The sequence below is a fragment of the Amycolatopsis sp. cmx-11-32 genome, from assembly GCF_047608695.1.
In the GTDB taxonomy this organism is placed as follows: Bacteria; Actinomycetota; Actinomycetes; order Mycobacteriales; family Pseudonocardiaceae; genus Amycolatopsis.
In genome coordinates this window covers 192940-217307 of sequence record NZ_JADNQN010000005.1, presented here as the reverse complement: position 1 = coordinate 217307, position 24368 = coordinate 192940, and the positions used below count along the sequence as shown (strand labels likewise).

Genomic DNA, 24368 nt, shown 5'->3' with positions numbered 1-24368 from the left:
CTTCCTTACTCCATCAGAGTGGGGAAGGAGGCCTTCACGGCGTTCGGGCCTTACAGACGGCCGGCGGCTCGCATCACCCGATAGACGTCGGTGTTCTCGACGGTGCCACCCAACCGATCGGAGCCGGGGCCTTCGGCGGTCACCGGGGTATCGGCGCCGGTGTGGTCGTGCGTCGTCCAGTCCACAGTGAACTTGAGCTTCGAGCCCGGTACGTCGAAGGGGCCGTCCTGGTCGGGGTCGGTATCGGAATCGTCGTAGTTCTCGATGCTCAGCCCGCCGGTCTCGTGGTCCCCGCCGATGATCACGAGCGTGTCGGGGTGCCTGCGGACGAACCGCATGACCTCGGCGATCGTGCCGTCGAGGGCTCGGCCCGCGTCGATGACGCCGTGCGCGTTGTTCTCGTGCGACATCCCGTCGGTGCCCTCTTCCTCCAGGAACAGGAACAAGCCGCGCTGGTTCTTCGACAGCGTGTCCAGCGCCTTGCGTGCCATCTGCTGGAGCGGTACCCGCGGCGCGTATTTGCCGACGCCGTCCTGGCCGTAGTCGACCATGTCCTCGTTCGCGAACAGGCCGAGGATCCGGTTCGCCCGCGTGTTCCGCAGTTCGTCGCCGTCACGCACATAGGTGTAGCCCGTCCGTTGCGCGCGTTCGACCAGGTTGCCGTAGGGGCTGCGGCTCTCCTCCCCCGGCTTGTCCGGCCAGAGACCGGGGTTCCCCTTCGGATACCACCAGTCCTCGCCGCCGCCGAGCAGGACGTCCGGACGGCTGTTCTCGATGTACTGCTTCGCGATGTCACTCTGCGAATCCCGGCTGGGCACGTGCGCCGCGAACGCCGCCGGCGAAGCGCCCGTCACCTGCGCGGTGGTGACCAGCCCGGTCGACTTCCCGGCCCGTTTCGCCTGCTCCAGGATCGTTTCCAGCGGACGCCCATGGACGTCCACGCCGACCGCCCCGTTGCGCGTCTTGTGCCCGGTGGCCAGGGCGGTGGCCGCCGCGGCCGAGTCGGTGACGATCTCGTCGGGGTCGTCCGACGACGTCCGCACGAGACCGGTGACCGCGAGGCCGTCCATCGCCAGTTCACCACGTTTGCCCTTCAGCGCCAGCCGGAGCAGGTCGCGCTGGCCGAGGCCGAGGCCGTCGCCCTGGATGTAGATGATGTTGCGCGCCACCCGCGCCCCGGACCCCGCCGTCGTCGTCTCCGCGACGGCGGCCGAGCCGCCGCACAGGACCACCAGAACCGTCGCCGCCGCCAGACCTCGTCCGCGCACATCGCCTCCCGTTAGTTAGGAACCTTTCCTAACAGAGAATTCGCGGGAAGGCGAGAGCCTGCGGCGAAGGACTCCCCTGACCGGTATACCCACGATCGGCGAGATCCAGACCACACGATCGGGACGTGACGATCTTGTCGCGGCTGGGTCCATGGAGTGTGGGAGCGAACCGGGAAACCCGCGAACTTCCGTCACAGGCAAGGGAATCCGAACCGAGGAGATAACGATGACGAACACCGTCACCACCGCCAGGCCGAACTCGAACTCCGCCGCCCCCGCCGAGAACAGCGCACTCGTCTCCACCCAGGGCGTGACCACGATCGCCGACACCGTCGTGCAGAAGGTCGCGGGCCTCGCGACCAGCGAGATCACCGGTGTCCACGCGCTCGGCGGCGGTGCCGCGCGGGCGTTCAACGCGCTGCGTGAGCGCATCCCGGGCGCCACCGCGTCCGCCGGGCAGGGTGTCTCGGTCGAGGTCGGCGAGCGCCAGGCCGCGGTCGACCTGCAGATCGTCGTCGAATACGGCGTCGCGATCGCGGATCTCGCCAAGTCCATCCGCCGCAACGTGATCGGCGCGGTCGAGCAGATGACCGGGCTCGAGGTCGTCGAGGTCAACATCAACGTGGCCGACGTGTACATCCCGGGCGACGACGACACCGACGAGACCACCGAATCCCGCCGCGTCCAGTGATCACCGGCGCCGGCCCGCGCCCGACCGCGAGGAGAACGTTCATGAACGCCACTCATCTCGGCCTGTTGACCGGTCTCGTACTCGGCGTGGCAGGCGCGTTCGGCGGCTTCGGCGCCTTCCTCGTCGTACTCGTCCTCGGCGCGCTGGGCCTGCTGGTCGGCCGGTTCCTCGACGGCAAACTCGACCTTTCGGCCCTGGCCGGCCGCGACGGGGGCTGACCACCATGACGACATGACCGCCGCCGCGCCGGACATTCCCGTATTCACTGAGGTTCCGAAGCTGGGTCAGCTCCGGCGGGATGTACAGCCGGCCGCTGCGCACCGACGACCTCCACCAAACGGATGCAGGTGGGGCTCGCCGAACTCTGGGCGAACGAGGCGGACGGCTCCGGAGTCACCGCGCACAGCGCCCACCCAGGCTGGGCCGACACTCCCGGGGCACGACCGCGTCCAGCGGCCGACGCACTACTTCGTCAAGACCCGGGAAACCGCCGTGCAGCGACAGCAACGCTGGCAGGCCTGCGGGCGGCTGACCGATCCGCGGGCCGTGCCCTAGGCCAGGGCGATCATCGCGACGGCCGGAGTGGACGGGGTCCGCGAACCCCCGGCCGGTTCGGCGGTGATGCCGACCCGGTCGATCCCTCCCGGCAGGTCCGCGAGGACCGGATGAGTCCGATGTGGACCGTCCGAAACGAGTAGTCCCGCCGAATGCACGCCGCTCGCCCCGATGAGCCAGACTTGATACGCCTTGCCGGGCGCCAACGGCGGAAGATCACCCGCCAGTACGACGACCTTGCCCTGGCTCCGCGAAGTCACCACCGTGGTCGTGCCGCGTTCCGGTCCCTTCACAGTCGAGGCGTCGGGGGCGGTGAGCACCGAATTCACCGAGGCGAGTGGCTGTTGCGCGGGGCCGGTCCCCGGCCCGGCGTTCGTGGTGACCAGGCCGAACACCAGCGCCCCGGCGGCGGCCGCTGCGGCACCCCACAGCGCGATCCGGACGGGCGGCTTCTTCGCGGGCTGGGTCCGCCGCGCGGCCGCGACCAGCGGAGGCCACTGGCGGGTCTGGGCGACCTGCGTGAGCGTCTCTTCCCGCAGCCTCGGCGGTGGCACGGCGGCGAGCACCGCCCCCAGCCGCGCCGCGGTCTCCCGCAGTTCCCGGACCTCCTGGCCGCAAGCGGGACAGCCCCGCAGGTGCCGCCTGAACGCCGCGGCCTCCTCCTCCGGGACGGCGTCCACGGCGTAAGCCCCGGTCAGTGTGTGCAGTTCCGCCGTCATTGCCCCACCCCCAAACAGTCGCGCAACCTGATCAGGCCGTCGCGGATCCGGGTCTTCACCGTGCCGGGCGCGGTCTTGAGCACTTCCGCGACCTCCGGGTAGGTGTACCCGTTGTAATAGGCCAGCACGACCGATTCGCGTTGCAGATCGGTCAGCGCGGACAGGCATTGGCGCACCCGCTGCTGCTCCAGATTGCTGATCGTGGACTCGGCGACCTCGTCGAACGGGCGCCGGAAGTCGAGTCTGCCCGCGCGGTCGTCCCGATCGAGCGCGGCCTGGTGCGAGCGCACCCGGTCCACGGCCCGCCGGTGCGCGATGGTGAGCACCCAGGCCAGCGTGGTCCCCTTGCCCGGTTTGAACCGCGCCGCCGTCCGCCACACCTCCACCAGGACCTCCTGGGTGACCTCCTCGGCGAACGTGCCGTTGCGGACGACCCTGTTCACCACTCCCCACACCGGTCCCGCCACGGCGTCGTACAGGTCGGCGAACGCTTGTTCGTCGCCGGTCGCGACCCGTTCCATCAGGCTCGCTCCGGCGGGCTCCGCTCCGGTGCCGCCGTTTTCACGCAGACTCGTCCGCACACCCTCGACCATCAAGCTGCCTCCACCTCGCCCGACGCCCGGCTACGCGGTTTCCATGGCGTCTGGGAGGGATTCGGTGCCGGAGGCGACGCGGACTGGTCAGGTGGGTGAGAACACTCGAACGGAGCGGGAGCCCCTACCCCTGCTCCTCGAGCACCTTGTCCATTGTGGACCGTAGATTCCGCAGAAAGGCCTCGAACCGTTCGATCTCCTCCGCCGGATACTCCGCCACCAGCGCCGCGAGCCCCGCGCTGAACGGGCCGAAGAACTCGCGCGCGGGTCCCTGGATGTCGGGGCCGCTGCGCAGGGTCACCATCCGCCGGTCGGTGCTTTCCCTCGTCCGCACCACATAACCGAGGTTTTCCAGGCGGTTCAGCAGGTTCGTGGTCGCTCCCGAGGTCAGCGAGATCCGTTCACCGAGCCGGGCCGGGGAGAGCGGCGAGCCCGTGTCCTCGGCGTAGAGGATCTCCACCAGCGCGACGGCGTCGGTCGAGTGCAGGCCGAGCCAGCTCGCGAAGCGCCGGGTGAACTCGGTGTAGTTCGCGCCGAAGCTCCGGAGGCCGTCCAGCAACGACGTGACCCGATCCTCCACTGAACCTCCTCGAGTAAGTGCTTTGACAACCTACCGGTCACCAATATACCTTCATCGTGAAGCTACTTTCTTGTGAAGGAGTTCCTTTGCTCCCCGACCCGTTCACCGCCACGACCCGCGGCATCACCGAGCCCGACCCCGTCCGTCCCGCGTTGCGCGCCGCCGGTCCCCTCGTCGAAGTGGCCGCGCCGTCGGGCGGCAAAGCGTGGATCGTGACCGACGAGAAGCTGGCCCGCGAGGTCCTGTCAGACCCGCGGATCGCCAAGGATCCCGCGCTGGCCCCCGAGAACTGGACCGGCCTCGAACAAACCGCCGCCGAACAGCCGTCCCTCACCACACTGGACGGCCCGGATCACACCGAATTGCGGCGAGCACACGCTCCGCTGCTGAGCGCCAAACGGATCCAGGCGCAGTCGGACCGGATCCACAAGATCGCGCGCGTCCTGCTGACGGACCTCGGTGGCGGAACCGTCGACCTCATGGACGGCTTCTCCACCCGGTTCCCGCTCACCGTGCTGCTCGATCTGCTCGGTATCCCGCTCCACCTGCTCGACGTCGCCGTCGACGCCTGCCGCCGCATGTCCGACCCCGAGCCGGGCGCCCAGGGCAAGGCCATCGCCGCGATCGCCAACCTCGCCGCCGCGGGATTGACGCCGGACCGGAACGGGCTCGCGGCGGAATTACGCGACAACCTCCCGCCCGGGACGTCCGAGGACGACCTGCGGTATCACCTGTTCGCGTTGATCTTCGCCGGACAGTTGACCACTGACGCGTCGATAGGCTTCCTGATCGCACGGCTCCTCGACGGCGACACCACCCCCGAGGGGCACCTGGTCCGCGAAACCCTCCGGGTATGTCCGCCCGCGCCGTTCACCCTCTGGCGGTTCACCACCACGGAGCTCGACCTCGCCGGGGTCCGGCTCCCCGCCAGGGCCCCGGTACTCGTCGACATCCAGGGCACCAACACCGACCCGGCCAGGAAACCGGGCCCGGACCTGACCTTCGGCGCGGGACCGCACTTCTGCGTCGGCGCCCAGCTCGCGCAGCTCGAACTGCGGGCGGTGGCGACGGTCCTGCGCACGGACTTCCCCCAAGCCCGGCTCGCCGTGCCGTACGCCGAACTCCGGCAGACGTTCCTCGGCGGCATCCAGGGCACACGGCTCACCGGCCTGCCGGTCGTCTTGCACAGCTGAAGAGACGGGCCGGGGCGCGGAATCCGCTGCCCCGGCCCGGAAGGAACCGCTACTTCTTGAAGGTGTCGCGGAGCTTGTCCGCCGCGTCACCGACAGCGTCCTTCACGTTCTCGACGGCGCCCTTGAGACCGGCCTTCGCCTGGTCTGTCTGGCCTTCCGCGCGCAGTTCTTCGTTGCCGGTGGCGTCGCCGGCGGTCTCCTTGGCCTTGCCACCGAACTCTTCGGCCTTGTTGCCGATCTTGTCGCCCAACGACATCGGGTCCTCCTCACGTCCGTGGCGCCCGGATCGTGCGCCGTACTCAGGAAGGACAAATCAAGATCCGGATTCGTCATGCGCACGGACGGGTGATCACGCTCACGCGACGCGCCAGGGCATGTGCTGGAGCGTCCAGGTGTTGCCGTCCGGGTCACTGAAGGCCGCGTAGAAGACGCCGCCCATGTCCTCGACCGGGCCGACCTCGGTCCCCCTGGCGATGAGCGCGGCACGGGACTCCTCGATGTCGGCGACCACCAGATGGAGCCCGCGCAGCGTCCCGACCGGCATGTCGAGCGACGATCCCCGTGGCCAAGGTGATCGAGCAGGCCGAACCGGGCGGGGTGAGCTGGACGATCCGGACCCCGTCGGCGGGCCGCACGTCGACGTCGAGGTGGAAACCGAGCCGTTCCGTGTAGAACTCCTTCGCCCGGTCGATGTCGCTGACCGGCACCGGGACGAGTTCGAGCAGGAACGTCCCTGGCGGGACCGGAGGTGCGGGCTGGGGGTCGGTCACGGACGTTCCTTTCGCCGGACGAGCAGGGAAGCGACCGCGGCGGCGAACGCTTCCGGGGCCTCCTGGGGAACGTTGTGACCCACCCCAGGCAGAACGCGGTGGTCGTACGCCCCCGTGAAGTACTCGCGGTCCTCTTCCGCGCTGGGCCCGCCGATGCCGTCGTCCCCGCCTTCCAGCACGACCGTCGGTACCGTGATGGCCGGTTCTTCCGCGATCAGGTCTTCGAGCGCCTGGTAACGCGGATCCCCTTCCGCCAGGCCGAAACGGTGCCGGTAGGAGTGGATGACGACGTCGACGAAGTCGGGGTTGTGGAGGCTGGGAGCGCTGGCCGGGAAGGCGGCCCCGGCGCCGGTCCAGGTCGGCGACCAGGTGCGCCACAACAGGGCGCACAGCTCCTCGCGGTTCGCCGCCAGTCCGCGACGGCCGCGCTCGGAATGGAAGTAATACTGGTACCAGTAGGTGCTTTCCCACTCCGGCGGCGCCGGTTTCCCGGCGGAGGCGAGGTTCTGGACGTTGTAGCCGTCCACCGAGACCAGCCCGCGCACGCGCTCCGGCCTGAGCGCGGCCGCGATGCAAGCCGCGCGGCCGCCCCAGTCGTACCCTGCGACGACGGCGCTTTCGAGCCCCAGCGCGTCCATGAAGTCGAGCAGATCCTGCGCGAGCGCGGCCTGCTGCCCGGAGCGGGGCGTGGCGCCGTCGAGGAACCCCGTCCCGCCGAATCCCCGGAGGTACGGGGTGTACACCGAGGCACCGCCGTCCGCGAGGATCGGGGCGACCTCGGCGTAGGCCCGCACGTCGTACGGGAACCCGTGGAGCAGGATCACCGCCGGCGCGCCGGCCTCACCGGCTTGCTCGTACTCGATCTCCAGAACCGGTGTGGTGACGCGTTTCGAGCCCATCCGCGGATCCTTTCACGAGGATCAGCCGGACCAGCCACTCAGCCGCGACAAAAGTCGTTCCAGGACTTCGGGATCGGCGCCGACGGGCTCACCGGAGACGGGTTCGTCCACCAGCGTCCTGCGGTCCCCCCGCCGCGGCAGCCGCACCTGTCCGGCGGACAGGCCGCCGGGCAGCGGCAGCTCGCACCAGGCGGTCACACCGCCGGTCTCGCACGGCACCACCCCGGTCCGCTCGCCAGGCGCGGGTGTCGGCGCGGGCAGACCGCCCAGCTCGTGGTCGACCTCGATGACCAGGACGTCCGACCGCAGCCGCAATCTCAGCGTCAGGAACGGCGGCGCCTTCGGATCGGCGGCGTCGACGAGTGCGCCCACGAGTCTGGCGGCGGCGGTCTTCGCCTGGTCGAGCAACGGCCGCAAGGACCAATCCGACAAGATGAGACGGACGAAGAGCTCAGAGCACAACAGGGCATTCGGTTGTGCCACCAGCCGGAGGTCGTCCACCTGGGAGGTGCGCGCGCTCAAAACAAGGCCTTCCTCGTCGACGTGCGAGCGTGCATCATGCCACTACATCCGGTGACGCCCCCAGGCCGCCTCACGCAGGCCTTTGGTCCAGTGGAGCAGCACGGCTTTGGTTCTGTTCATCAGACCAAAAAGCGCGCAAAGTGAGCGGCGTGAGCATCGCCTTCCTGATCACCACCCTGGTCGTGGTCGCCACGCCCGGCACCGGCGTGGTCTACACGTTGTCCGCCGGGCTGGCCCGTGGGAGACGCGCGAGCGTCCTCGCCGCGACAGCCTGCACGCTCGGCATCATCCCGCACATGGTCGCCGCGATCACCGGCCTCGCGGCGCTGCTGTACGCGAGCGCGGTGGCCTTCGAAATCATCAAATACCTTGGCGTCGCTTACCTTCTGTACATGGCGTTCGCGACGTTGAGGGATCGGGACGCGATCGTCGTGGAAGGCGATCCCGAACCGAAGCCGGCGCTGCGGACGATCACCTCCGGCGTGCTGATCAACGTCCTGAACCCGAAGCTGACGCTGTTCTTCTTCGCGTTCCTGCCCCAGTTCGTCCCGGCGGGCGAGCCCGGTTCGCTGCCTCGGATGCTCCTGCTGAGCGGGGTGTTCATGCTGGCGACGTTCGTCGTGTTCAGCGTGTACGGCGTCCTCGCCGCCGGCGTGCGCCGCCACGTCATCTCCCGGCCACGCGTGCTCGCCTGGATGCGGCGGATCTTCGCCGGTTCCTTCGCCGCGCTCGGCGCCAAACTCGCGTTCACCACCCAATAGACAGGTCTAGTATGCGACTCCAGCACCACCCCGAAGTCCGCGCCGATCACCCCGGCCTCGCCGTCGGCACCCTCCAAGCCACCGGCATCACCCCCGAACTGCCTGTCGACCTCGAAAGATTCGTCGCGCGGGCGGCGCGACGGCTCGCGGACGGCCCGGAATCGGAATTCCCCGAGATCCAGGCCTGGCGCCGGGCGTTCGCCAAGATGGGCCTGAAGCCGACGCAGTACCGCTGCGCGTCGGAATCGCTGCTTCGCCGGCTGCGGAAGGAGGGCACACTCCCCCGGATCCATCCGGTGATCGACCTCTGCAACGCGGTGTCGGTCGCCTACGCCATCCCTGTCGCGGTGCTCGACGTCGCGAAGATCGGCGGCTCACTCGAGGTCCGCCACGCGCGAGGCGACGAGAAATACGTGACCTTCGCGGGCACGGTCGAGAACCCGAACCCGGGCGAAGTGATCTTCGCCGACGAAGACGGCCAAGCTCACGCGCGCCGGTGGACGAACCGGCAGAGCGGGCATTCCGCGGTCTCCGCCACGACGTCCGACGTCCTGATCGTTTCGGAAGGGCTGCACACGACGGCCGCGGAGGACGTCCGGCTGCTGATCGAGGCCATCGCGGGCGAACTGGCGACCGCGGGCGTCGTCACGAAGCCTTGAGCGCCTTCTCCAGCCCGGCCCGCGTCATCTTCGACCGTCCCTTGATGTCCCGCTCCCGCGCCAGCTTTTCCAGGTCCGCCTTCGACAGCGAGGACAAGTCCTTCTTCTTCGGAGCCTTCGGGGCCTTTGGGGTCCTGGCGCCGGAAGCCTTCTTCTTGGGTTTCCCGCTCTCGACGCTCTTCGCGAGGGCCTCGAACAGGTCGACGACCTTCGTCGGCTCACCGGGTTCGGTGGCTGGCGTGATGGTCTCGCCCTTCTTCTTGGCCTTGATCAGCTTCCGCACGCGATCGGTGTAGGTGTCGCGGTACTCCTCGGGCCGCCAATCGTCGCTCATCGCGTCGATGAGGTTGACGGCCATGTCGAGTTCCTTGCCGCGCGCCCTGGCCTTGCCCGGCAGGTCCGGCAGCTGCTCGGCGGGGTCGCGCAGATCGGCGGCGAAATGCAGGGTATTGAGCACCATGACGCCGTCCCCCGAACGGGCCAGCGCCAGGTACTCGCGGCCGCGCATGACGAACTTCGCGATCCCTGCCCTGCCCGACGACCGCATCGCTTCGAGCAGCAGCGCGTACGGACGCTCGAATTCCTCTTTCGCGGGCGCGAGCCAGTACGTCTTGTCGAAGAACATGGGATCGATGGCGTCCAGCTCGACGAAGCTCTCGATGTCGAGCGACTTCGACCGGCCGGGAGCGATCTCGTCGAGTTCCTCGGGTTCCACCACCACGTACTCGCCGCTGTCGAGCTCGTAACCCTTGACGATGTCGTCGAAGTCGACTTCCTTACCGGTGCGCTCGTTCACCCTCCGGTACCGGATGCGGTCCTCGGTCCCGCGCTGGAATTGGCGGAAGTGCACCGTGTGATCCTCGACCGCGCTGTACAACCGGACCGGCACCGTCACCAGACCGAGTGAAAGCGAACCGCTCCAGACCGGACGCATGGGCACACTCCTCTCCGTCACCGCCCTGGTACCCGGAATCGCGGTGGATCACACCTGGTCAGAGGCTGAACGCGACGGACCGCAGGAGGGCGACCGCGAGAAACACGAGGGTGAAGGCGAGGTCGAACGCCACCCCACCGGCCCGCACCGGACGAACCACGCGGCGGAACGGCGCCAGTACGGGCTCGGTCAGCCGATGGCTGATGCCGCGGGCCCGGAACGACCAGGAAGGCGGCCGGGCGGCGAGGTTGACGGTCCAGTCCAGCACCATCCGGACGACGAGCACGATCAGGAAAAGGGTGAGCAGGACGCCCAGCAGATCGCCAGCCGGAAAAGGGGCTACCAGGGCGGTTGGCCACCCCCAGTTCGAAGGCCAACCGCCGCGGAGCCCCTACCTGCGGTTCGGCACGCTGCCCCGTCGCGCCGAACCCGCCCAGCTGACATCTTCAGCTTTCCAAGGCCTTGCATCGGAATTACATCGGCTCTCCACCGGCGGGCATCCGCGCAGCTCAGGGTCCGCCAGGCGTAGAATCGGACCGGTTCCAAGGCAGGCGCGCACCCGCCCGTTAGGCCGAATGCCACACGGCGTACCCCCACGTCGATCTGGCTGGAGGGCGAAGCGGTGGGTTAAGGTGCCGGTCACCGGGCGAGCAGACGACTGGGAGGTAGTGCTGAGCACTCTCACGGTCTCGGACGACATAGTCGCATATGACCGCCGACCGTTCACCTGAATCGGCAGGATCGCCCCGCACCACCGGCGATCCGAAGCTCACCGGCCAGCCCTCGCAGCTCAGCTTTTCCGTCCTCGGCCCGCTCGAAGCCGAGGTCGACGGCGTCCCCGTCCGGCTCGGCGGACGCCGTGAACAGCGCCTCCTCGCCTCTCTGCTGATCAACGCGGGCAGGCTGGTCCCGGCGTCCTACCTGATCAGCACGATGTGGCCGGACAGGCCGCCGAAGACGGCGGTCCGCCAGGTCAGCAACGCGATCGCGCGGCTGCGGCACGATCTCGGCGCGGCGCGGTCCGCCGTGGTCACCACCGGCTCCGCGTACCGCGTCGTCATCAGCAGCGCTTCGCTCGACTCGGCCCGCTTCGAAGCCGACTACAACCAGGGCGCCGAACTCCTGGCCGCCGGGCTGATCTCGCAGGCCGCGGGCAAGCTCGCCGAGGCGCTCGCGCTCTGGCGCGGCCCGGCCTTCGACGGTCTCGAAGGTGACGCCATCGAACAGACGGCGCGACGACTCGACGAAGAACGCCTCGCCGCTTGCGAACTCCTGATCGGCGCCAGGCTCCGGCTCGGCGAGACCGACGTGGCGGCCCGCGAGGCCTTCGACCTCGCCGCCTGGAATCCCACCCGTGAGACGCTGCAGTGCCTCACCATGCTGGCGCTCTACCGGGCGGGCCGTGGCGCCGACGCGCTCCGGACGTTCGAGAGGACCAGGAACGCGCTCGCCGAGGAACTCGGTGTCGACCCGAGTGCCGAACTGAGCGCGCTCCACCAGCAGATCCTGCGCACCGACGCCGAACTGCTGGAGGACGGCGCCCTCGTCCGCTACGGCGTCGGCGGGCTCCGTGCCGGGATGGACACCGGCGGGCGCCGCGAGGACGCGGACGCGCAGAAGGCGCTCTTCCCCCGCCCCGCGCAGCTTCCCGCAGATCTCCCAGCGTTCGGCGGGCGCGCCGCGGAACTGCGTACGGTCCTCGAAATCGGCCAGGACGAGTCCACGGCGGGGCCGCGGCTGATCGCGATCGACGGCATGCCCGGTGTCGGCAAGACCGCGCTGGCCGTCCACGCCGCGCACCGGCTCGCCCCGCGGTTCACCGACGGACAGCTTTTCGTGAACCTCGAGGGCTTCTCGCCGGCGGGCGATCCGGTCGACCCGGCCTCGGCGCTCGAGGCGTTGTTGCGGTCGCTCGGCATCCAGGGCTCGGACATTCCCGCCGGGACCGGGCAGCGCGCGGCGTTGTTCCGCAGTTGCCTCGCCGGCAAACGCGCGCTCCTGGTGCTGGACAACGCCATCGGGGCAGCCCAGGTGAGCCCGCTGCTGCCAGGGTCGGCGAGTTGCTGTGTGCTGATCACCAGCCGGACCCGGCTCGTGGACCTCGACGGCGCCGAACTGCTCTCCCTGGAACCGTTCAGCCGGGCGGACGCGGTGGACCTCCTCGGCCGGATCGTCGGGCCGTCCAGGCTGAAGAAGGAATCCCCCGACGCGGCCGACCAGGTCGCGAGCCTGTGCGGTGACCTCCCACTCGCGCTGGCCGTCACGGCGAGCCGGCTGCGGGCTCGGGCGTCCTGGACACTCGACTTCGTCGCCAGGCAGTTACGCGACGAACGGAACCGATTCGGCGAACTCACCGCCGGGGAACGCGACGTCGCGGGCGCGTTCCGGGTGTCCTATCTGAACTTGGCCGAAGCCGAACGCCGGGTGTTCCGGCGGTTGAGCCATCATCCCGGCGCCGCGTTCGACCTCCATTCGACGGCGGCTTTGGCCGAAGTGGACCTCGGCGAGGCCCGCCGCCTGGCCGAGCGCCTCGTCGACGTGAACCTCCTGCGCCAGCCGTCGATGGGCCGCTACGAGATGCACGACCTCCTCCGCAGCTACGGCCGCGAACTCCTGCTCGCGGAGGAGCCCGAACACCAGCGTGAAGCGATGATGCGGCGGCTGTTCGACTACTACCGCTGCACCGTCGCCGCCGCGATGGAGTTCATCGACCCGGATTCCGAAGAGGAGCCGGGCGGCCTTGAGGTTCCGAAGAGCGAGTTCGGACAGTCCTTCGCCGACTACGACCAGGCCGCGCACTGGATGGACGCCCACTGGCAGAACGTCTTGCCGGTGGCCGTCGCGATGAACAACCACCAGCAGTACTCGGATCTCGTGCCGTTCTGCTCGTCGGTCTGGCGCTACTTCGACAACCGCGGCTACTACCGCCAGGCCAGGGAGCTGGAGACGCTCGCCCTGTCCGCCGCACGGGTCACGGGGAACGTGGTCCTCGAGTACCAAGCCCTGCACATGTACGCGCTGACCCTGTGGCGGCTCAACGAGTTCACCGAGGCGAACCGGTTGTTCAACGAGGTGTTCGAACTGGCCGCGACCACCGGCGACGTGCGGATGCAGTGCCGGGCGAGGGGGAATTCCGGCGTCACCCACTGGCTCAGGGGCGAGTCCGACGAGGCGATCGAGCACCTCGGCTGGGTGCGCGAGACCGCCCATGCCCATGGCAGCGTGCTCATCGAGGCCCGCGCCAGGCATCGGATCGGGCTGATCCACACCGAGAACAGGCGGCATCCCGAAGCCGCCGAGGAACTCGACCAGGCACTGCGACTGGCCCACGAGAACGAATCACCCGATCTCGAGGCGGAATGCTTTCTGGCCCTCGGCATGAATTCGCGGGAAACCGGCGATGCCGTACTCGCGATCACCCAGTTCACCACCGCACTGGAAGTGCTGGAATCGACCGGGAATCGCAGCATGCTGCCCATCGCCCACAAGGAGATGGCGATCGCGTTCGACATTCTCGGTGAGCAACCGAAAGCGGACAGTCATCGTCGCTTCGCTTTGCGCTTATACACCGCCTTGGGCGTTTCGGACTCCACCGAGGTTCGCGAACTCAAACAGCGCCTAGGCGATTACTCGGCGTAATTTGTCGTTCTCCTTCGGTACTCTGTTGGCGTAGGTATATTCGCTTGACCGGAGTAACCGCTCACGGAGAGGATCGGCGACATGCACGATGATGACGACGACGAGTTCTTGCTGGAGCTCGAAGCGGAGTACAAGGCGCAGAGCACCTGGGGTGGGTTCGAGCCGCCGCCGAACGGCGGACCTCCTTTCCGCTCGCACCGCTGAATGACCTGGGATATCGGAAAGAATTACTGGGGACTGGGGCGCAAGACATTCGATGCTGGTAAGGGTTTCCTCTTGCGGAACGCTCTATTGGTCCGATGGTGACGTCGTCTGGGACGACCACCTCGGGCATCGCCAGCTCAAACTCGCCGAAGGAACCGAACGCGTCCTGCGATGGTTCAGTTCTTGGCGAGAACCGGAATCCGTCCGTGAAGCGGACGACAATCCCGAGACAGGGGAAAGACTCGTCCGTATCGCGCGAGCGATGATCCGGTACGACGTGCTGGTGGTCAAAGGTTCCTCCCGTCAGCGGCGGGAAGAAGAGATCCTTCGGGATTGGGGTCCTTGGGGAACGTCCGCGCGGGCGTTTCACTTCAGCACCCGATCCTTACGTGAGACCGAGTTCACGACCAGCGAAATGACGGCGAAAACCTTGCTGGAGAAGGCGAAGGCCAGTCCTCCGCCTTCTCCAGTGAGGCCTTCGGCCGAGTACGACGTGTTACCGCTGCCCGAACCGTCGCTGGAACCGCTGAACGCGATCGGGCTCGGTGACGCGCTGAACCAGCGCAGAAGCACCCGCGAGTTCGGCGAAGAACCCGTACGGCTACGTGATTTGAGCGCACTTCTCACGGCGGCCCGGCCGACGAGACCGGAGACGCATTCGGACATCCCGGCCACCGGGAACGTCTTCAAGACGAGCCCGTCGGGCGGGGCTCGGCACCCGACAGAGGTGTACGTCTACGCGAGGAATGTCGAGGAGCTGGATCGCGGGATCTACCGCTACGACGGATTCCGGCACGGGCTCACCCCGCTGGACGGCAAGATCGACGACGACGAACTGGTCGCGCTCGCCGGTGATCAGCACTGGGCCGGGAACGCCGGCGCGCTGCTGATCTACACCAGCGTCATCGAGCGGAACCAGTGGAAGTATCCGGTGAGCCGGACGTACCGGGTGCTGCTGATGGACGTAGGGCATCTCAGCCAGACCGTCTACCTGCTGGCGACGGCGCTCGGGCTGAACGTCACGTTCACCGCGGCGCTCCGCGACGAACTGGTCGAGGACCTCCTCGGCTGTGACCCGGCGAACGAACTGGTGCTCGGCATGTCGGTGCTCGGCACCCGCGTGTGAACAGCCCCTAGTCTTCGATGCCCAGAGATCGTCGAGCGCCTGGACCGGTTGAACTCGGTGATCCGCTGCCACGCCCCGCGCCAATCGGTGCCCATCTCGCTCGGCACCCCGGCCAGCTGCTCGACCCCTTCGGCGCCCCCCAACCGGCGAGCGCCTAATGCCGAGACCGCGTGGCAGCACGCCGCCACTCCACGAGGTAGTACATCGACTTCCGCAGATGATCGGCCGCGGCGGCGACCCGGCCGTGCGCGGTCAGGGATCCTCCAGATCCACGTCCGACCGGCGGGTGCGTCGTCTTCGCCGACCGGACGATGAAGCCATAAGTCGACTCGGCGTCGTCACAGCGCCGCATCTCGGCCGAAACGAGCGACCAAAAAGCGGCTCGCCGGTCGCGAAGGTACTTCGACAGGTTTTCCCGGAGCACCACCCGTCTTCCTCGACGCCGTCCGACAGCCGCGTCAGCGCTTCCGCCACTTCGTCGATGTCGGGGGCGGCGGAGAGGAACGTCTTCTGAGAGGCTTGGCTGGTCAGGGCAGTACGAGTACCCATAACACCGCTTGAAATGTCGAGCAGTGCCGGGAGATTTGGCGATTCGTGATGACGGGCCGCGATGTCAGAGCGCTTGCCGTTGCCGGTTTTCGGTGACGGGCTGGTGCGGCGGCGGTTGGTCAGCGGGTCTCGACGGTGCGAAGTCGTCGGTCGTGGCCGCTGGGGTGGGAACGGCAGGCGTGGCCATCTTTCGGTAATGGACTGGTGCGGTGGCGGTAGGTCGACGAAGTCGAGGCGTTGGGTGGTTGACGTTTCGAGGCCGCTCGGGCTGGAGAAGCAGGTGTGGCCGATTTCCGGTAACGGGCTCACGCGACGGCGTTAGGCCAGCGAAGTCGCGGATAGACACCGAACATCACATCACCGGCGTGGCGATGTGGTCCGCCGTTGCCGTTTTCCGGCGATGGCATCAGAACGGTGGCGGCGTATCGGTCAGGGGCTCTGTCGTGCGGGGTTCGGTAGGGGCGGTGGTGCGCTGTCGTAGCTGTGTCCGGTGGGGGTGGTGACGGTGAGGGTGCCGTCGGTTGTGAGCTGGTAGGTCCAGCCGGGTTGGTCTTTGAGCCGGTGGTCTCGTCGGCAGAAGCTGACGAGGTCGGCGGCATCGGTGCTGCCACCGAACTGCCACGGCACCGAATGGTCGAGATCACGGGCCTGCGCGGGACGGTGCCAACCGGATCTTCGGCATTCGCGGTCACGAACCCGGACGAACTCGTCAAGGCCCGCGGTGGGCCGGTATCGGCTCCGGCCGAGGTCGGTGACCTGTCCCGACAGTGGGTCGGTGATGATGCGGCGCAGCACGGTGTTCGGTCCGGTCGCGATGTGCCTGCCAGCGACGCCGGAATGTGACCGTGCCCAGCCATCTCCGCCGGATCGTCATTCAGGCCGAGGTAAGTGAACAGATCCATATAGAGGAACACTTCCGTCCGTTCACTCGTCCCGCCTTGTCCTCCCAAGAGGAGGTCGAGTGCGACGTCGGCGCGGAGCGGGTCGAGGGTGCGGGGTTCGTCGCCGGTTTTGAGGGCGCGTGCCTCGCGGTCGATCCGGCGGTAGGCGGCGGTGACTTTCTCGGTGGGACCGTCTTCGATCTCGATCGACGCCACCCCTGTCTCGCCCTGCCTCACCGCCAGCCGTCGGCCTTCGCGATGGTGCTCGCAGCGTTTGTCCGCGCCCTCGCGGTCGACGGTTGTCGCCACATGGCTCGCCGCCCGCCGGATCTGCTCGGGGTTCTTCTCTGGCAGCCGCCTTTCCTGCAGAGCATCAGCGGCGAGGGCGTTCTCGTTCGACAGCCAGGCAGTGGCGGCGGCGACCTTCATCGCCCCGAAACCACTCACCAGTCCCCGGTCCATCAGATCCAGCGTGCGGGGCAGGCGGGTGGTCAACGCCTCGGCGGCGGCGACCATCGCACCCGCGTGAATGTCCATAAAGGACAAAGCGAAAGCGACCTCCGGCACGACACCGGCCGCACCGTCACGATGACGGTTCAGCTGGGCCACAGCGCGGAACCGGATCGCTTCCAGCCGGGCGATGCCCTCGGACGCGGTCTGCGCGACAGCGACGGATTCGTGGTCGTCCAGGAAACCCACGGAAACGTTGATATACTCCAAAGAGTTCGGGTCGGTCAAGTTCTTGAGAAGCGCCACGGTGGCGTTGTGAGTGTCCACGAGAAGAACCGTACAACCGACCACCGACAGTTTCCGGCTCCTGCGACGCCGCGCGCTTTACCGATTTTCGGCAACACCACGTCAAACCACCCCGGAAGCCAAGAACTGCGGCACAGCAACACAATCCCCGCGCTCCACCTGCTCAGCCATCCAAACCTCCCCCTCCTCAACGGAAACCGCCCCAATCCGAACAGCCACGTCCGACAACTCGCGAACAAACGGCTCCCCACCGAGGAACCCGACAACTCCCGCCACCGAAACCTCGCGAAACCCAGCCTCGGCGAGCAGCCGCCGATACCCGCCCGAGGCCCGAGGCGCGGCGATCACCGAAGCCCTGGCGCGCACGATCTCCCGCGTCAGGGCCGGATAGGAGGAATCGATCACCAGCGCCTCCCAATCGTGCCCGGACAACACGATCCGTCCGCCCGCGACCAGAACGCGCCGCGCCTCGGCCAGGGCGAGTGCCGTTCCGCCAGTTCGTGGAACACCTTGTCCGCCCGGTACCCCGCGAACCCGCCGTCCACTGGCAGCGCGGAGGCGTCTCCGACCAGGAACTCCGTTTCAGGTGATCGTCGTCGGGCCTCTTCGACCATCGCAGGAGAGAGATCGACGCCGACAGCGCGGATTCCCCGAGACGACAACTCGCACACGGCCAGTCCGGCACCGCAACCGACGTCGAGCACGGCGGAACCGGGCTCGATCCGGAGCAGTTCGTAGGTTCGGGCCCGCAGTTCGGCGGCTCCGGGCAGGGCATCGGCGGCGTCGAGCCGCTGCAACATGGACATACCGGGGATCGTCCGACTTGATGGTGACATGAAGTCAAGCTCCTTGAGCGTCGGCGAGGTCGCGAGGCGCTTCGGCCTGGCGACACATGTCTTGCGCCATTGGGAATCCGTCGGACTCCTCAAGCCGGCGCGGGCGGGCGACCGTCGGCGGTACGACGACAACGACCTGTACCGGATAGCGGCCATCCTGCGTTCCAAGGAAGCGGGACTCAGCCTCGACGGCATTCGTGAGATGTTCCAAAAGCCCGGCGCACGGGACAAGGTTCTCAGGCGTCACAAGGAAGAACTCACGCGACGCATCGCGGCCGCACAGACCTCGCTCGCGCTGATCGACTGCGCTCTCGGGTGCGAGCAAGACGACTTCACCCAGTGCTCGCACTTCCGGGAGGCGGTCGCGCGGGCGGGCTGAATCCTGGCTCGCGCGACCTTCCCGACTCAGCCCCAGCGCCACCACGCACAACAACGCCACCGCAAGGCGACCGGGTACGAGGACCGGGGCACGGCTCCACCGTGGCCGCGCACGCCCATGAGATCGTGTACGGGTGACGCTGTCCGAAAACGACATCCGCGCGGTCCGCGCCCGAGCACAACTACTCGGCGCCCCGGCCGAGGACGTGCTCGCCGTGGCCAGGACCGTCGCCGCGATCCAGGCGCAGTCGAGCCCCGCCGCCAGGCTCGCGGTCCGGGCCCGCAGCCGGGGTTTGACCGCATCGGACGTCGACGCGTCCCGTGCGGTGGCCCGCACCTGGCTGATGCGCAAGACGCTCCATCTCGTCCCCACGGCGGATCTCCGCTGGCTGAACCGCCTGTTCGGACCGCGCAACGCCCAGGCGGGCCAAGGACGCCGCTGGCAACTCGATCTCACCGACGAACTCTGCGAACAGGCGTTGAAGCACCTCCTGGACCTCTTGCCGGGCAGGGCACTCACGCGGCAGGAGATCGTGGACGGCTTGGCAGGCAACGGGATCGCACTCGACGCGAGGTCTCAGGCACCGGCCCACCTCTTGGCGTACGCGGCCAACCGCGGGCTGCTCTGCCGGGGCCAGGACGACGGAGCGGAGCCGACGTACGTTCTCCTCGACGAGTGGATCACCGAGGATGACACCCCGGACGACCCGCACGCGGAACTCGCCCGCCGCTACCTGACCGCGTACGGCGTCGCGACGGCCGAGGACTTCAGCGCCTGGTCAGGCCTCCCGCTCGGCCTCTGCCGCAAGGCCTTCGACGCCGTAGATCTCATACCGACGAGCAACGGCTTCGCCCTCGGGGAAACCGATCTGTCCGCCCCCGCCTGCCCGCCTCGTCTGCTCGGCGCCTTCGATCCCTGTCTGCTGGGCTATCGCGATCGCGATCTGCTCCTCGACCCCGCCGAGGCGAAGCGCGTCAACTCGGGTGGCGGGATGATCGCACCCACTCTGCTGGTGGACGGCCGGATCGCGGGCACCTGGCACAGCAAGCGGACCGCGAAGCAGACGAAGGTCGTCGTCGAACCCTTCGCCGCGCTTTCGCGGTCCGCCATCACCGGACTGGAGTCCGAAGTGGACGATTACGGCCGCTTCCTCGGGGAAGCGGCCGTCCTCGTCATTTGAGGGACCGGAAGAACTCCCGCACGTCCGCGATCAGGATCTCGGGCTCCTCCAACGCCGCGAAGTGTCCGCCGCGATCCACGTCGGTCCACCGCACGATCGTGTGCGCGTCCTCCGAGTACCGCCGGATCCCGACATCGTGCGCGAAGATCAGCGCAGCCGTCGGCACCCCGGAGTTCTTCTCCACGGCGCCCCAGGTTTCCGCCTGCGCGTAGCCGACGTACGCCGACGATGCCGCCGTACCGGTGAGCCAGGTGAACATGACGTTGGTGAGCAGGGTGTCGCGTTCGATGATCTCGTCCGGGAGCGTCTGGCGCGGATGCGTCCACTCGCGGAACTTGTCCATGATCCAGGCCAGCTGTGCGACCGGCGAGTCCACCAGCCCGTAGCCGAGTGTCTGCGGCCGTGTCGACTGGATCGAGATGTACCCGAACTCCTCCTGCATGAACGCACCGATCCGCTCGAGGCGATCGCGTTCGATGTCGGTGAGCGAGGCGAGTTCCTTTTCCGGCAACTCCATCGGGGGCATCGGGCTGAGTCCACCGTTGACGTGCACACCGATGACGTTGTCCGGCGCGACCCTGCCGACCTCCGGCGACACCGACGCCCCGAGGTCGCCGCCCTGCACGCCGTAGCGTTCGTAGCCGAGACGACGCATCAGCTCGGCCCAGGCACGGCCGATCCGCGGCATGGTCCAGCCGGAATCCGAGACCGGGCCCGAGAAACCGAAGCCGGGCAGCGACGGGATCACGACATGGAACGCGTCGGCCGGGTCTCCACCGTGCGCCTTCGGGTCGGTCAGCGGACCGATGACGTCCAGGAACTCCACCACCGACCCCGGCCAGCCGTGTGTGAGCACCAGCGGGGTCGCGTCGGCTTCGGCCGAACGGATGTGCAGGAAATGAATCCGTTGTCCATCGATGACCGTGGTGAACTGCGGGAAGCGGTTGATCCTGGCTTCGACGGCGCGCCAGTCGTAGCCGTCACGCCAGTACTCGGCGAGCCCGCGCAGCCACGCCACCGGCACTCCGGTGTCCCAACCATCGCCAGGAAGCGGAGCAGGCCAGCGCGTGCTGTCGAGCTTCGCGTGCAGTTCGTCGAGCTGCTCCTGGGGAATGTCGAGGCGGAAGGGGCGGATCTCGGTGTTTTCCATAATACGTACGCTACGAGCAATTGCGGACAGGTTCGGTCCTTGATAGGAAAGCTTCTCCGGCTACGGGAAGATGCGCTGGTGACGGACAAGAACTTGGCTTACGGCAGGCTCATCCGCGACGGGAAGATCCTGTTCATCCGGCGGCGGCCGGGCTCCTTCCTCGGCGGTCACTGGGAACTGCCGGGCGGGACCGTCGAGCCGGGTGAGGCGACCGCGGAGACCGTGGTCCGCGAGTTCGCCGAAGAGACCGGGCTGACCGTGCGGGTCACCGGCGAACGCGGCACCCACAGCTGGGACGACGTCGAGGGCAGGCCGATGCGGATCCACGCCACGGTGTACGCGCTCGCCGAAGACGAACCGGGCGAAGTCGTGCTCGATCCCGAGGAACACGACGCCTTCACCTGGTACACCCGGGAAGAAGCCGCCGGACTCGACCTAGCCGATCACTTCCGCCAGGCACTCGAGGGCTGAGCCCGGGCCACGGCGTCTGCGAGGTGAGTGCGCCGGTCGGTGCGAAGGTGGCGCTCCCCGAGCAGACCAAAGTCGAGTTCGTGACCGTGCTGTCCGTCGACGCCGGCACCGTCGTACTGATCGCCAGGGGCATCGGGAGCCGTCAGGGCGGAACCTGTGCCGGCAGATGCGAGGCGTCGGGCACGGGCAAAGATTTCCAAGCCAAGCTATGGGCGGGCAGCGGCCTGAGCTACGACGACCTTCCGGTCGAGCTGCTCGGTGTGGGAGGCGGTGCCGCCGTCCTCAAGATCAAACCGCTGTGACCTGGTCCGCTCGGCCCAGCGAACGGCGGGCGCGGTGAGCGTGCCCGCCAGCAGGAACAGTCCGCCAAGCACCATCCAGCCCACCACGCCGCCCACCAGGATCAGGCTGGTCAGCAGTACCGGGCCGAGCATGCGGGCGATGGCCGTCCCGGCACCGAAGAGTCCTTGGTACTGGCCCTGTTTGCCCTCAGGGGCCAGACCGAAACCGATTTCCCACGAGCCCGCCGCCTGCGCCATCTCCCCCAGCACCTGCAACGCGGCTCCCGCGAGCAGGGCCAGCGCCGCGAGCCACGCGGAACTGCTCATCGCGGAGAACGAGAAGATCAAGCAGGAGACGAAAAGCAGCATCCCCGCGTGCCGGGCACAGCGGGACGCGCCGCGCAGGCCGGTCACGCCACGCGCCACCCGCACCTGGAAGACCACGACGCTCGCCGTGTTGAGCACCAGCATCGCCGAAACCAGCCAGCTCGGGGCCGCGGTGCGGGTCGAGATCCACAGCGGCAGGACCAGGCTGAACAGCGGCATATAGAGCAGCATGATCATGTTGAGCAGCGCCAGCAGCGCGTACGGGCGATCGCGGAGAACGGCCACGGGCGGCTCGCCGGTTCTCACCGTCACTGGCGCCACCGAGGGCACCTTGCGGAGGACGAGAGCCGCGGCGACGAAACTCAGCGCGTCGATGACGAAGACGGTCAAGAAGGCCTCTCGCGTCCCGAGCGCCAACGCGATCCCGCCGAGCGCCGCGCCGATCGCGATCCCCGCGTTGGCCATCGCCTGCAGCCGGGCGCGGAACGTCGTGCGCTCGGCCGGGCCGATCAGGCCGGCGAGCAGCGCCTGCCTCGCCGCGCCGAGACCGCATTGGAAGCAGGCGTAGACACCGGCGGCGATCACGAACGCGACGACCGAGCTGACGAAGAGAAACGCCGTGACCGACGCGGCCGTCCCGAGTCCCAGCAGGACGGCCGTTCCTTTCGGGCCGCGACGGTCGGCCAGGTGTCCCAGCGCGACTCCGGCCACCGAGCCGACCGCCCAGCCCACGGTGAGACCGAGGCCCACCTGCGCGGGCGAAAGCCCGACGATCAGCGTGAAGTAGAGAGCCGAGCTGACGTAGTAGGCGCCGTCGCCGACGGAGCTGATCAGCTGTGCCGCGGTCAGTCTCTTCGTGGACTCCATGGACTCAAATTAGGCGCCGGATTGGCCACGTCACAGTTCCAATCTCCGGCAGTTTGATTGGGCCAATATAAGCTCGGAGGGTGTCGTTCCACATCAGCCTCGACGGTCACTCCGACCTGGCCGCGCGGATCTATCGCCAGCTCCGCGACGGCATCCTCGACGGACGCCTGCGCTCCGGGGAACGCCTGCCGCCGACCAGGGAGCTGGCCAGGGAACTCGACGTCTCGCGCAACACCGTCGCGGTCGCCTACGAACGGCTCACCGCGGAGGGCTTCCTCAGCGGCCACGTCGGCCGCGGGACGTTCGTCAGCGCCGATCCCGTGGCGCGGGCGGATCGCGCGGCACCGACGGGCGCCAGTGTGCGACCGGTCGCACACTGGCGTTCGCTTCCGGCCCCGCTGGGCGCCGACCGGTCCGCGCCCGCCTTCGACTTCCGCGTCGGCGTCCCGGACCCCGCCCTGTTCCCGCTGCGGACCTGGCGACGGCTGGTCAGCCAGGCATTGCGGCCCTCGCTGCTGCCGCCGTCGGGATACGCCGACCCGGCCGGGCTCGAAGCACTGCGGGTGGCGATCGCCCGGCACGTCGGTGCCGCCCGGTCGGTGCGGGCAGGCGGCGAGGACGTCCTGGTCACCCAGGGGGCACAACAGGCCCTCGACCTGATCGGCCGGGTCCTGATCGAACCGGGCACACGTGTCGCCGTCGAAGACCCCGGCTATCCCCCGGCAGAGCGGCTTTTCTCCGCTCTCGGCGCCCGGGTCGAGAAGGTGCCTGTGGACGCCGAAGGCCTCGACGTCACCGCACTCGCCAGGGGCACCCGGTTGATCTATACGACGCCGTCACACCAGTTCCCGCTCGGCACGCCGATGTCACTCGCCAGGAGGACGGCGTTGCTGGCCTGGGCGGAGCGGAACGACGCGGTGATCGTCGAAGACGACTACGACAGCGAGTACCGGTTCTCGGATCGGCCGCTCGAACCACTCCAAAGCTTGGACCACAACGGCAGGGTGATTTACGTCGGTTCGTTCTCGAAGACCTTGCTTCCCTTGCTGCGTATCGGTTTCCTCGTCGCACCGGCTTCGCTGCGCCCGGCGTTGCGGCAGGCGAAGCAACTGATGGACTGGCACGGTGACCTCGTCACCCAATCGGCGTTGGCGAGCTTCATCGACGAAGGCCTGCTCGCCCGCCACGTACGTAAGGCCACCCGGGAGTATTCGGTGCGGCGGGATCGGATCCAGGCCTTCGTACGCGACGAACTGCAGGGCGTACTGGAGCTCGTTCCTTCGAGCGCGGGGCTTCACCTGTGCGCGGCGGTCACTCCACATGCGACGGTCACTGTGGACGATGCCGTCTCGAACGCGGCCCTGGCCGGGGTAGCCGTGGAAAGCCTGTCCACGTACGGGGGAACGCGCGGCGGGCTGGTGATCGGTTACGGGCTGGTCGGTTCCGATCGGATCGATGAAGGGCTCTCTCTGCTCGGGGAGTGCTTTTCGGCCGCCAAGATGTCACGAAAGGGGCTTTCAAGACACTTTCCGTCTTGAAAGCCCCTTTCATGACATCCGAGCGCCACGGACCGGCCGA

Annotated in this window: 28 protein-coding genes and 1 pseudogene; 12 read left to right on the top strand and 17 right to left on the bottom strand. The window is 68.2% G+C overall.

Annotation, left to right across the window (positions count from 1 at the left end):
* Nucleotides 1-50: 50 nt before the first annotated feature.
* Nucleotides 51-1268 (bottom strand): alkaline phosphatase, encoded by a 1218-nt coding sequence (locus tag ACM6LR_RS17185; protein ID WP_414944105.1) that lies wholly within the window; start codon nt 1266-1268, stop codon nt 51-53.
* A gap of 226 nt (nt 1269-1494) precedes the next feature.
* On the opposite strand from ACM6LR_RS17185, the gene ACM6LR_RS17180 reads away from it, so the two are divergent.
* Nucleotides 1495-1959 (top strand): Asp23/Gls24 family envelope stress response protein, encoded by a 465-nt coding sequence (locus tag ACM6LR_RS17180; RefSeq protein WP_414938168.1) that lies wholly within the window; start codon nt 1495-1497, stop codon nt 1957-1959.
* Between the two features lie 41 nt (nt 1960-2000).
* Nucleotides 2001-2177, top strand: coding sequence for a hypothetical protein (locus ACM6LR_RS17175; RefSeq protein ID WP_414938167.1), 177 nt, complete (start codon nt 2001-2003; stop codon nt 2175-2177).
* Between the two features lie 333 nt (nt 2178-2510).
* Here ACM6LR_RS17175 and ACM6LR_RS17170 read toward each other — a convergent pair whose 3' ends face one another.
* The 3 genes from ACM6LR_RS17170 to ACM6LR_RS17160 form a co-directional block, all read right to left on the bottom strand.
* Nucleotides 2511-3233 carry an anti-sigma factor domain-containing protein gene (locus ACM6LR_RS17170; protein WP_414938166.1) on the bottom strand — a complete coding sequence of 241 codons (723 nt, stop codon included), beginning with the start codon at nt 3231-3233 and terminating at the stop codon, nt 2511-2513.
* Complete coding sequence (gene sigK, locus ACM6LR_RS17165; protein ID WP_414938165.1) at nt 3230-3826, bottom strand: ECF RNA polymerase sigma factor SigK; 597 nt, start codon at nt 3824-3826, stop codon at nt 3230-3232. Before sigK ends, ACM6LR_RS17170 begins: the two co-directional genes overlap by 4 nt.
* A gap of 124 nt (nt 3827-3950) precedes the next feature.
* Complete coding sequence (locus tag ACM6LR_RS17160) at nt 3951-4406, bottom strand: MarR family winged helix-turn-helix transcriptional regulator (RefSeq protein WP_414938164.1); 456 nt, start codon at nt 4404-4406, stop codon at nt 3951-3953.
* 86 nt (nt 4407-4492) lie between these two features.
* Here ACM6LR_RS17160 and ACM6LR_RS17155 point away from each other — a divergent pair, with 86 nt between their 5' ends.
* Nucleotides 4493-5599 carry a cytochrome P450 gene (locus ACM6LR_RS17155; protein ID WP_414938163.1) on the top strand — a complete coding sequence of 369 codons (1107 nt, stop codon included), beginning with the start codon at nt 4493-4495 and terminating at the stop codon, nt 5597-5599.
* 49 nt (nt 5600-5648) lie between these two features.
* Here the strand turns inward: ACM6LR_RS17155 and ACM6LR_RS17150 are convergent, their stop codons facing one another.
* From ACM6LR_RS17150 to ACM6LR_RS17130, 5 genes and pseudogenes are all read right to left on the bottom strand, one after another.
* Complete coding sequence (locus ACM6LR_RS17150; protein WP_414938162.1) at nt 5649-5855, bottom strand: CsbD family protein; 207 nt, start codon at nt 5853-5855, stop codon at nt 5649-5651.
* Nucleotides 5856-5954: 99 nt separating this feature from the next.
* Nucleotides 5955-6143: a hypothetical protein gene (locus ACM6LR_RS17145; protein WP_414944266.1), complete on the bottom strand. Its 189-nt coding sequence runs from the start codon at nt 6141-6143 to the stop codon at nt 5955-5957.
* 55 nt (nt 6144-6198) lie between these two features.
* Nucleotides 6199-6306, bottom strand: a pseudogene (locus ACM6LR_RS17140) (VOC family protein); the annotation flags it as partial.
* 59 nt (nt 6307-6365) lie between these two features.
* Entirely contained in the window at nt 6366-7268 is a 903-nt protein-coding gene (locus tag ACM6LR_RS17135; RefSeq protein ID WP_414944104.1) for an alpha/beta fold hydrolase, read from the bottom strand.
* A gap of 21 nt (nt 7269-7289) precedes the next feature.
* Nucleotides 7290-7790: an ATP-binding protein gene (locus tag ACM6LR_RS17130; protein ID WP_414944103.1), complete on the bottom strand. Its 501-nt coding sequence runs from the start codon at nt 7788-7790 to the stop codon at nt 7290-7292.
* A gap of 149 nt (nt 7791-7939) precedes the next feature.
* Here ACM6LR_RS17130 and ACM6LR_RS17125 point away from each other — a divergent pair, with 149 nt between their 5' ends.
* Both ACM6LR_RS17125 and ACM6LR_RS17120 read left to right on the top strand, forming a co-directional pair.
* Nucleotides 7940-8551, top strand: coding sequence for a LysE family translocator (locus ACM6LR_RS17125; protein ID WP_414938159.1), 612 nt, complete (start codon nt 7940-7942; stop codon nt 8549-8551).
* Nucleotides 8552-8562: 11 nt separating this feature from the next.
* Nucleotides 8563-9210, top strand: a complete 648-nt coding sequence (locus tag ACM6LR_RS17120; RefSeq protein WP_414938158.1) for a B3/4 domain-containing protein — start codon at nt 8563-8565, stop codon at nt 9208-9210.
* On the opposite strand, the gene ACM6LR_RS17115 is transcribed toward ACM6LR_RS17120, so the two are convergent.
* Nucleotides 9197-10144, bottom strand: coding sequence for a Ku protein (locus ACM6LR_RS17115; RefSeq protein WP_414944102.1), 948 nt, complete (start codon nt 10142-10144; stop codon nt 9197-9199). The genes ACM6LR_RS17120 and ACM6LR_RS17115 overlap by 14 nt on opposite strands.
* A gap of 58 nt (nt 10145-10202) precedes the next feature.
* Nucleotides 10203-10451 carry a YggT family protein gene (locus ACM6LR_RS17110; RefSeq protein WP_414944261.1) on the bottom strand — a complete coding sequence of 83 codons (249 nt, stop codon included), beginning with the start codon at nt 10449-10451 and terminating at the stop codon, nt 10203-10205.
* Between the two features lie 401 nt (nt 10452-10852).
* Between ACM6LR_RS17110 and ACM6LR_RS17105 the strand changes: the two genes are divergently transcribed.
* The 3 genes from ACM6LR_RS17105 to ACM6LR_RS17095 all read left to right on the top strand — a co-directional run bounded on the left by ACM6LR_RS17105 (nt 10853) and on the right by ACM6LR_RS17095 (nt 15113).
* Nucleotides 10853-13783, top strand: coding sequence for an AfsR/SARP family transcriptional regulator (locus tag ACM6LR_RS17105; RefSeq protein WP_414944101.1), 2931 nt, complete (start codon nt 10853-10855; stop codon nt 13781-13783).
* An 81-nt stretch (nt 13784-13864) separates the two neighbouring features.
* Entirely contained in the window at nt 13865-13987 is a 123-nt protein-coding gene (locus ACM6LR_RS17100; RefSeq protein WP_414938155.1) for a hypothetical protein, read from the top strand.
* A gap of 52 nt (nt 13988-14039) precedes the next feature.
* A complete protein-coding gene (locus tag ACM6LR_RS17095) occupies nt 14040-15113 on the top strand; it encodes a SagB/ThcOx family dehydrogenase (protein ID WP_414944100.1) in 1074 nt (357 codons plus the stop codon).
* A gap of 154 nt (nt 15114-15267) precedes the next feature.
* On the opposite strand, the gene ACM6LR_RS17090 is transcribed toward ACM6LR_RS17095, so the two are convergent.
* The 4 genes from ACM6LR_RS17090 to ACM6LR_RS17075 form a co-directional block, all read right to left on the bottom strand.
* The gene (locus ACM6LR_RS17090; RefSeq protein WP_414944099.1) at nt 15268-15540 is read right to left on the bottom strand and encodes a hypothetical protein; all 273 of its coding nucleotides are present in this window, start codon (nt 15538-15540) and stop codon (nt 15268-15270) included.
* A 427-nt stretch (nt 15541-15967) separates the two neighbouring features.
* Nucleotides 15968-17281, bottom strand: coding sequence for a DUF222 domain-containing protein (locus ACM6LR_RS17085; protein WP_414944098.1), 1314 nt, complete (start codon nt 17279-17281; stop codon nt 15968-15970).
* Between the two features lie 120 nt (nt 17282-17401).
* On the bottom strand, nt 17402-17704 hold the full coding sequence (locus ACM6LR_RS17080) for a hypothetical protein (RefSeq protein ID WP_414944097.1): 303 nt from the start codon (nt 17702-17704) through the stop codon (nt 17402-17404).
* Nucleotides 17701-18105 carry a methyltransferase domain-containing protein gene (locus tag ACM6LR_RS17075; protein ID WP_414944096.1) on the bottom strand — a complete coding sequence of 135 codons (405 nt, stop codon included), beginning with the start codon at nt 18103-18105 and terminating at the stop codon, nt 17701-17703. The genes ACM6LR_RS17080 and ACM6LR_RS17075 overlap by 4 nt, the downstream gene beginning before the upstream one ends.
* Nucleotides 18106-18133: 28 nt before the next feature.
* Between ACM6LR_RS17075 and ACM6LR_RS17070 the strand changes: the two genes are divergently transcribed.
* Together ACM6LR_RS17070 and ACM6LR_RS17065 are read left to right on the top strand one after the other, a co-directional pair.
* Complete coding sequence (locus tag ACM6LR_RS17070; RefSeq protein WP_414944095.1) at nt 18134-18514, top strand: MerR family transcriptional regulator; 381 nt, start codon at nt 18134-18136, stop codon at nt 18512-18514.
* 133 nt (nt 18515-18647) lie between these two features.
* Nucleotides 18648-19694 (top strand): winged helix DNA-binding domain-containing protein, encoded by a 1047-nt coding sequence (locus ACM6LR_RS17065; protein WP_414938150.1) that lies wholly within the window; start codon nt 18648-18650, stop codon nt 19692-19694.
* Here ACM6LR_RS17065 and ACM6LR_RS17060 read toward each other — a convergent pair.
* On the bottom strand, nt 19687-20844 hold the full coding sequence (locus tag ACM6LR_RS17060) for an epoxide hydrolase family protein (protein ID WP_414944094.1): 1158 nt from the start codon (nt 20842-20844) through the stop codon (nt 19687-19689). The genes ACM6LR_RS17065 and ACM6LR_RS17060 overlap by 8 nt on opposite strands.
* A gap of 78 nt (nt 20845-20922) precedes the next feature.
* Here ACM6LR_RS17060 and ACM6LR_RS17055 point away from each other — a divergent pair, with 78 nt between their 5' ends.
* Nucleotides 20923-21315: an NUDIX hydrolase gene (locus tag ACM6LR_RS17055; protein WP_414938148.1), complete on the top strand. Its 393-nt coding sequence runs from the start codon at nt 20923-20925 to the stop codon at nt 21313-21315.
* A 206-nt stretch (nt 21316-21521) separates the two neighbouring features.
* Here ACM6LR_RS17055 and ACM6LR_RS17050 read toward each other — a convergent pair whose 3' ends face one another.
* Nucleotides 21522-22790 carry an MFS transporter gene (locus ACM6LR_RS17050; RefSeq protein ID WP_414938147.1) on the bottom strand — a complete coding sequence of 423 codons (1269 nt, stop codon included), beginning with the start codon at nt 22788-22790 and terminating at the stop codon, nt 21522-21524.
* 80 nt (nt 22791-22870) lie between these two features.
* On the opposite strand from ACM6LR_RS17050, the gene ACM6LR_RS17045 reads away from it, so the two are divergent.
* The gene (locus ACM6LR_RS17045) at nt 22871-24328 is read left to right on the top strand and encodes a PLP-dependent aminotransferase family protein (protein WP_414938146.1); all 1458 of its coding nucleotides are present in this window, start codon (nt 22871-22873) and stop codon (nt 24326-24328) included.
* The last annotated feature ends 40 nt before the right edge of the window (nt 24329-24368 follow it).

Excerpts from the sequence above, each read along its gene's own strand:
- ACM6LR_RS17175 (WP_414938167.1), top strand. The coding sequence starts at position 2,001 with ATGAACGCCACTCATCTCGGCCTGTTGACCGGTCTCGTACTCGGCGTG.
- ACM6LR_RS17145 (WP_414944266.1), bottom strand. The coding sequence starts at position 6,143 with ATGCCGGTCGGGACGCTGCGCGGGCTCCATCTGGTGGTCGCCGACATC.
- ACM6LR_RS17095 (WP_414944100.1), top strand. The coding sequence starts at position 14,040 with ATGCTGGTAAGGGTTTCCTCTTGCGGAACGCTCTATTGGTCCGATGGT.
- ACM6LR_RS17135 (WP_414944104.1), bottom strand. The coding sequence starts at position 7,268 with ATGGGCTCGAAACGCGTCACCACACCGGTTCTGGAGATCGAGTACGAG.
- ACM6LR_RS17120 (WP_414938158.1), top strand. The coding sequence starts at position 8,563 with ATGCGACTCCAGCACCACCCCGAAGTCCGCGCCGATCACCCCGGCCTC.
- ACM6LR_RS17170 (WP_414938166.1), bottom strand. The coding sequence starts at position 3,233 with ATGACGGCGGAACTGCACACACTGACCGGGGCTTACGCCGTGGACGCC.
- ACM6LR_RS17070 (WP_414944095.1), top strand. The coding sequence starts at position 18,134 with ATGAAGTCAAGCTCCTTGAGCGTCGGCGAGGTCGCGAGGCGCTTCGGC.
- ACM6LR_RS17060 (WP_414944094.1), bottom strand. The coding sequence starts at position 20,844 with ATGGAAAACACCGAGATCCGCCCCTTCCGCCTCGACATTCCCCAGGAG.
- sigK (WP_414938165.1), bottom strand. The coding sequence starts at position 3,826 with ATGGTCGAGGGTGTGCGGACGAGTCTGCGTGAAAACGGCGGCACCGGA.
- ACM6LR_RS17115 (WP_414944102.1), bottom strand. The coding sequence starts at position 10,144 with ATGCGTCCGGTCTGGAGCGGTTCGCTTTCACTCGGTCTGGTGACGGTG.
- ACM6LR_RS17075 (WP_414944096.1), bottom strand. The coding sequence starts at position 18,105 with ATGTCCATGTTGCAGCGGCTCGACGCCGCCGATGCCCTGCCCGGAGCC.
- ACM6LR_RS17150 (WP_414938162.1), bottom strand. The coding sequence starts at position 5,855 with ATGTCGTTGGGCGACAAGATCGGCAACAAGGCCGAAGAGTTCGGTGGC.
- ACM6LR_RS17100 (WP_414938155.1), top strand. The coding sequence starts at position 13,865 with ATGCACGATGATGACGACGACGAGTTCTTGCTGGAGCTCGAAGCGGAG.
- ACM6LR_RS17105 (WP_414944101.1), top strand. The coding sequence starts at position 10,853 with ATGACCGCCGACCGTTCACCTGAATCGGCAGGATCGCCCCGCACCACC.
- ACM6LR_RS17180 (WP_414938168.1), top strand. The coding sequence starts at position 1,495 with ATGACGAACACCGTCACCACCGCCAGGCCGAACTCGAACTCCGCCGCC.
- ACM6LR_RS17050 (WP_414938147.1), bottom strand. The coding sequence starts at position 22,790 with ATGGAGTCCACGAAGAGACTGACCGCGGCACAGCTGATCAGCTCCGTC.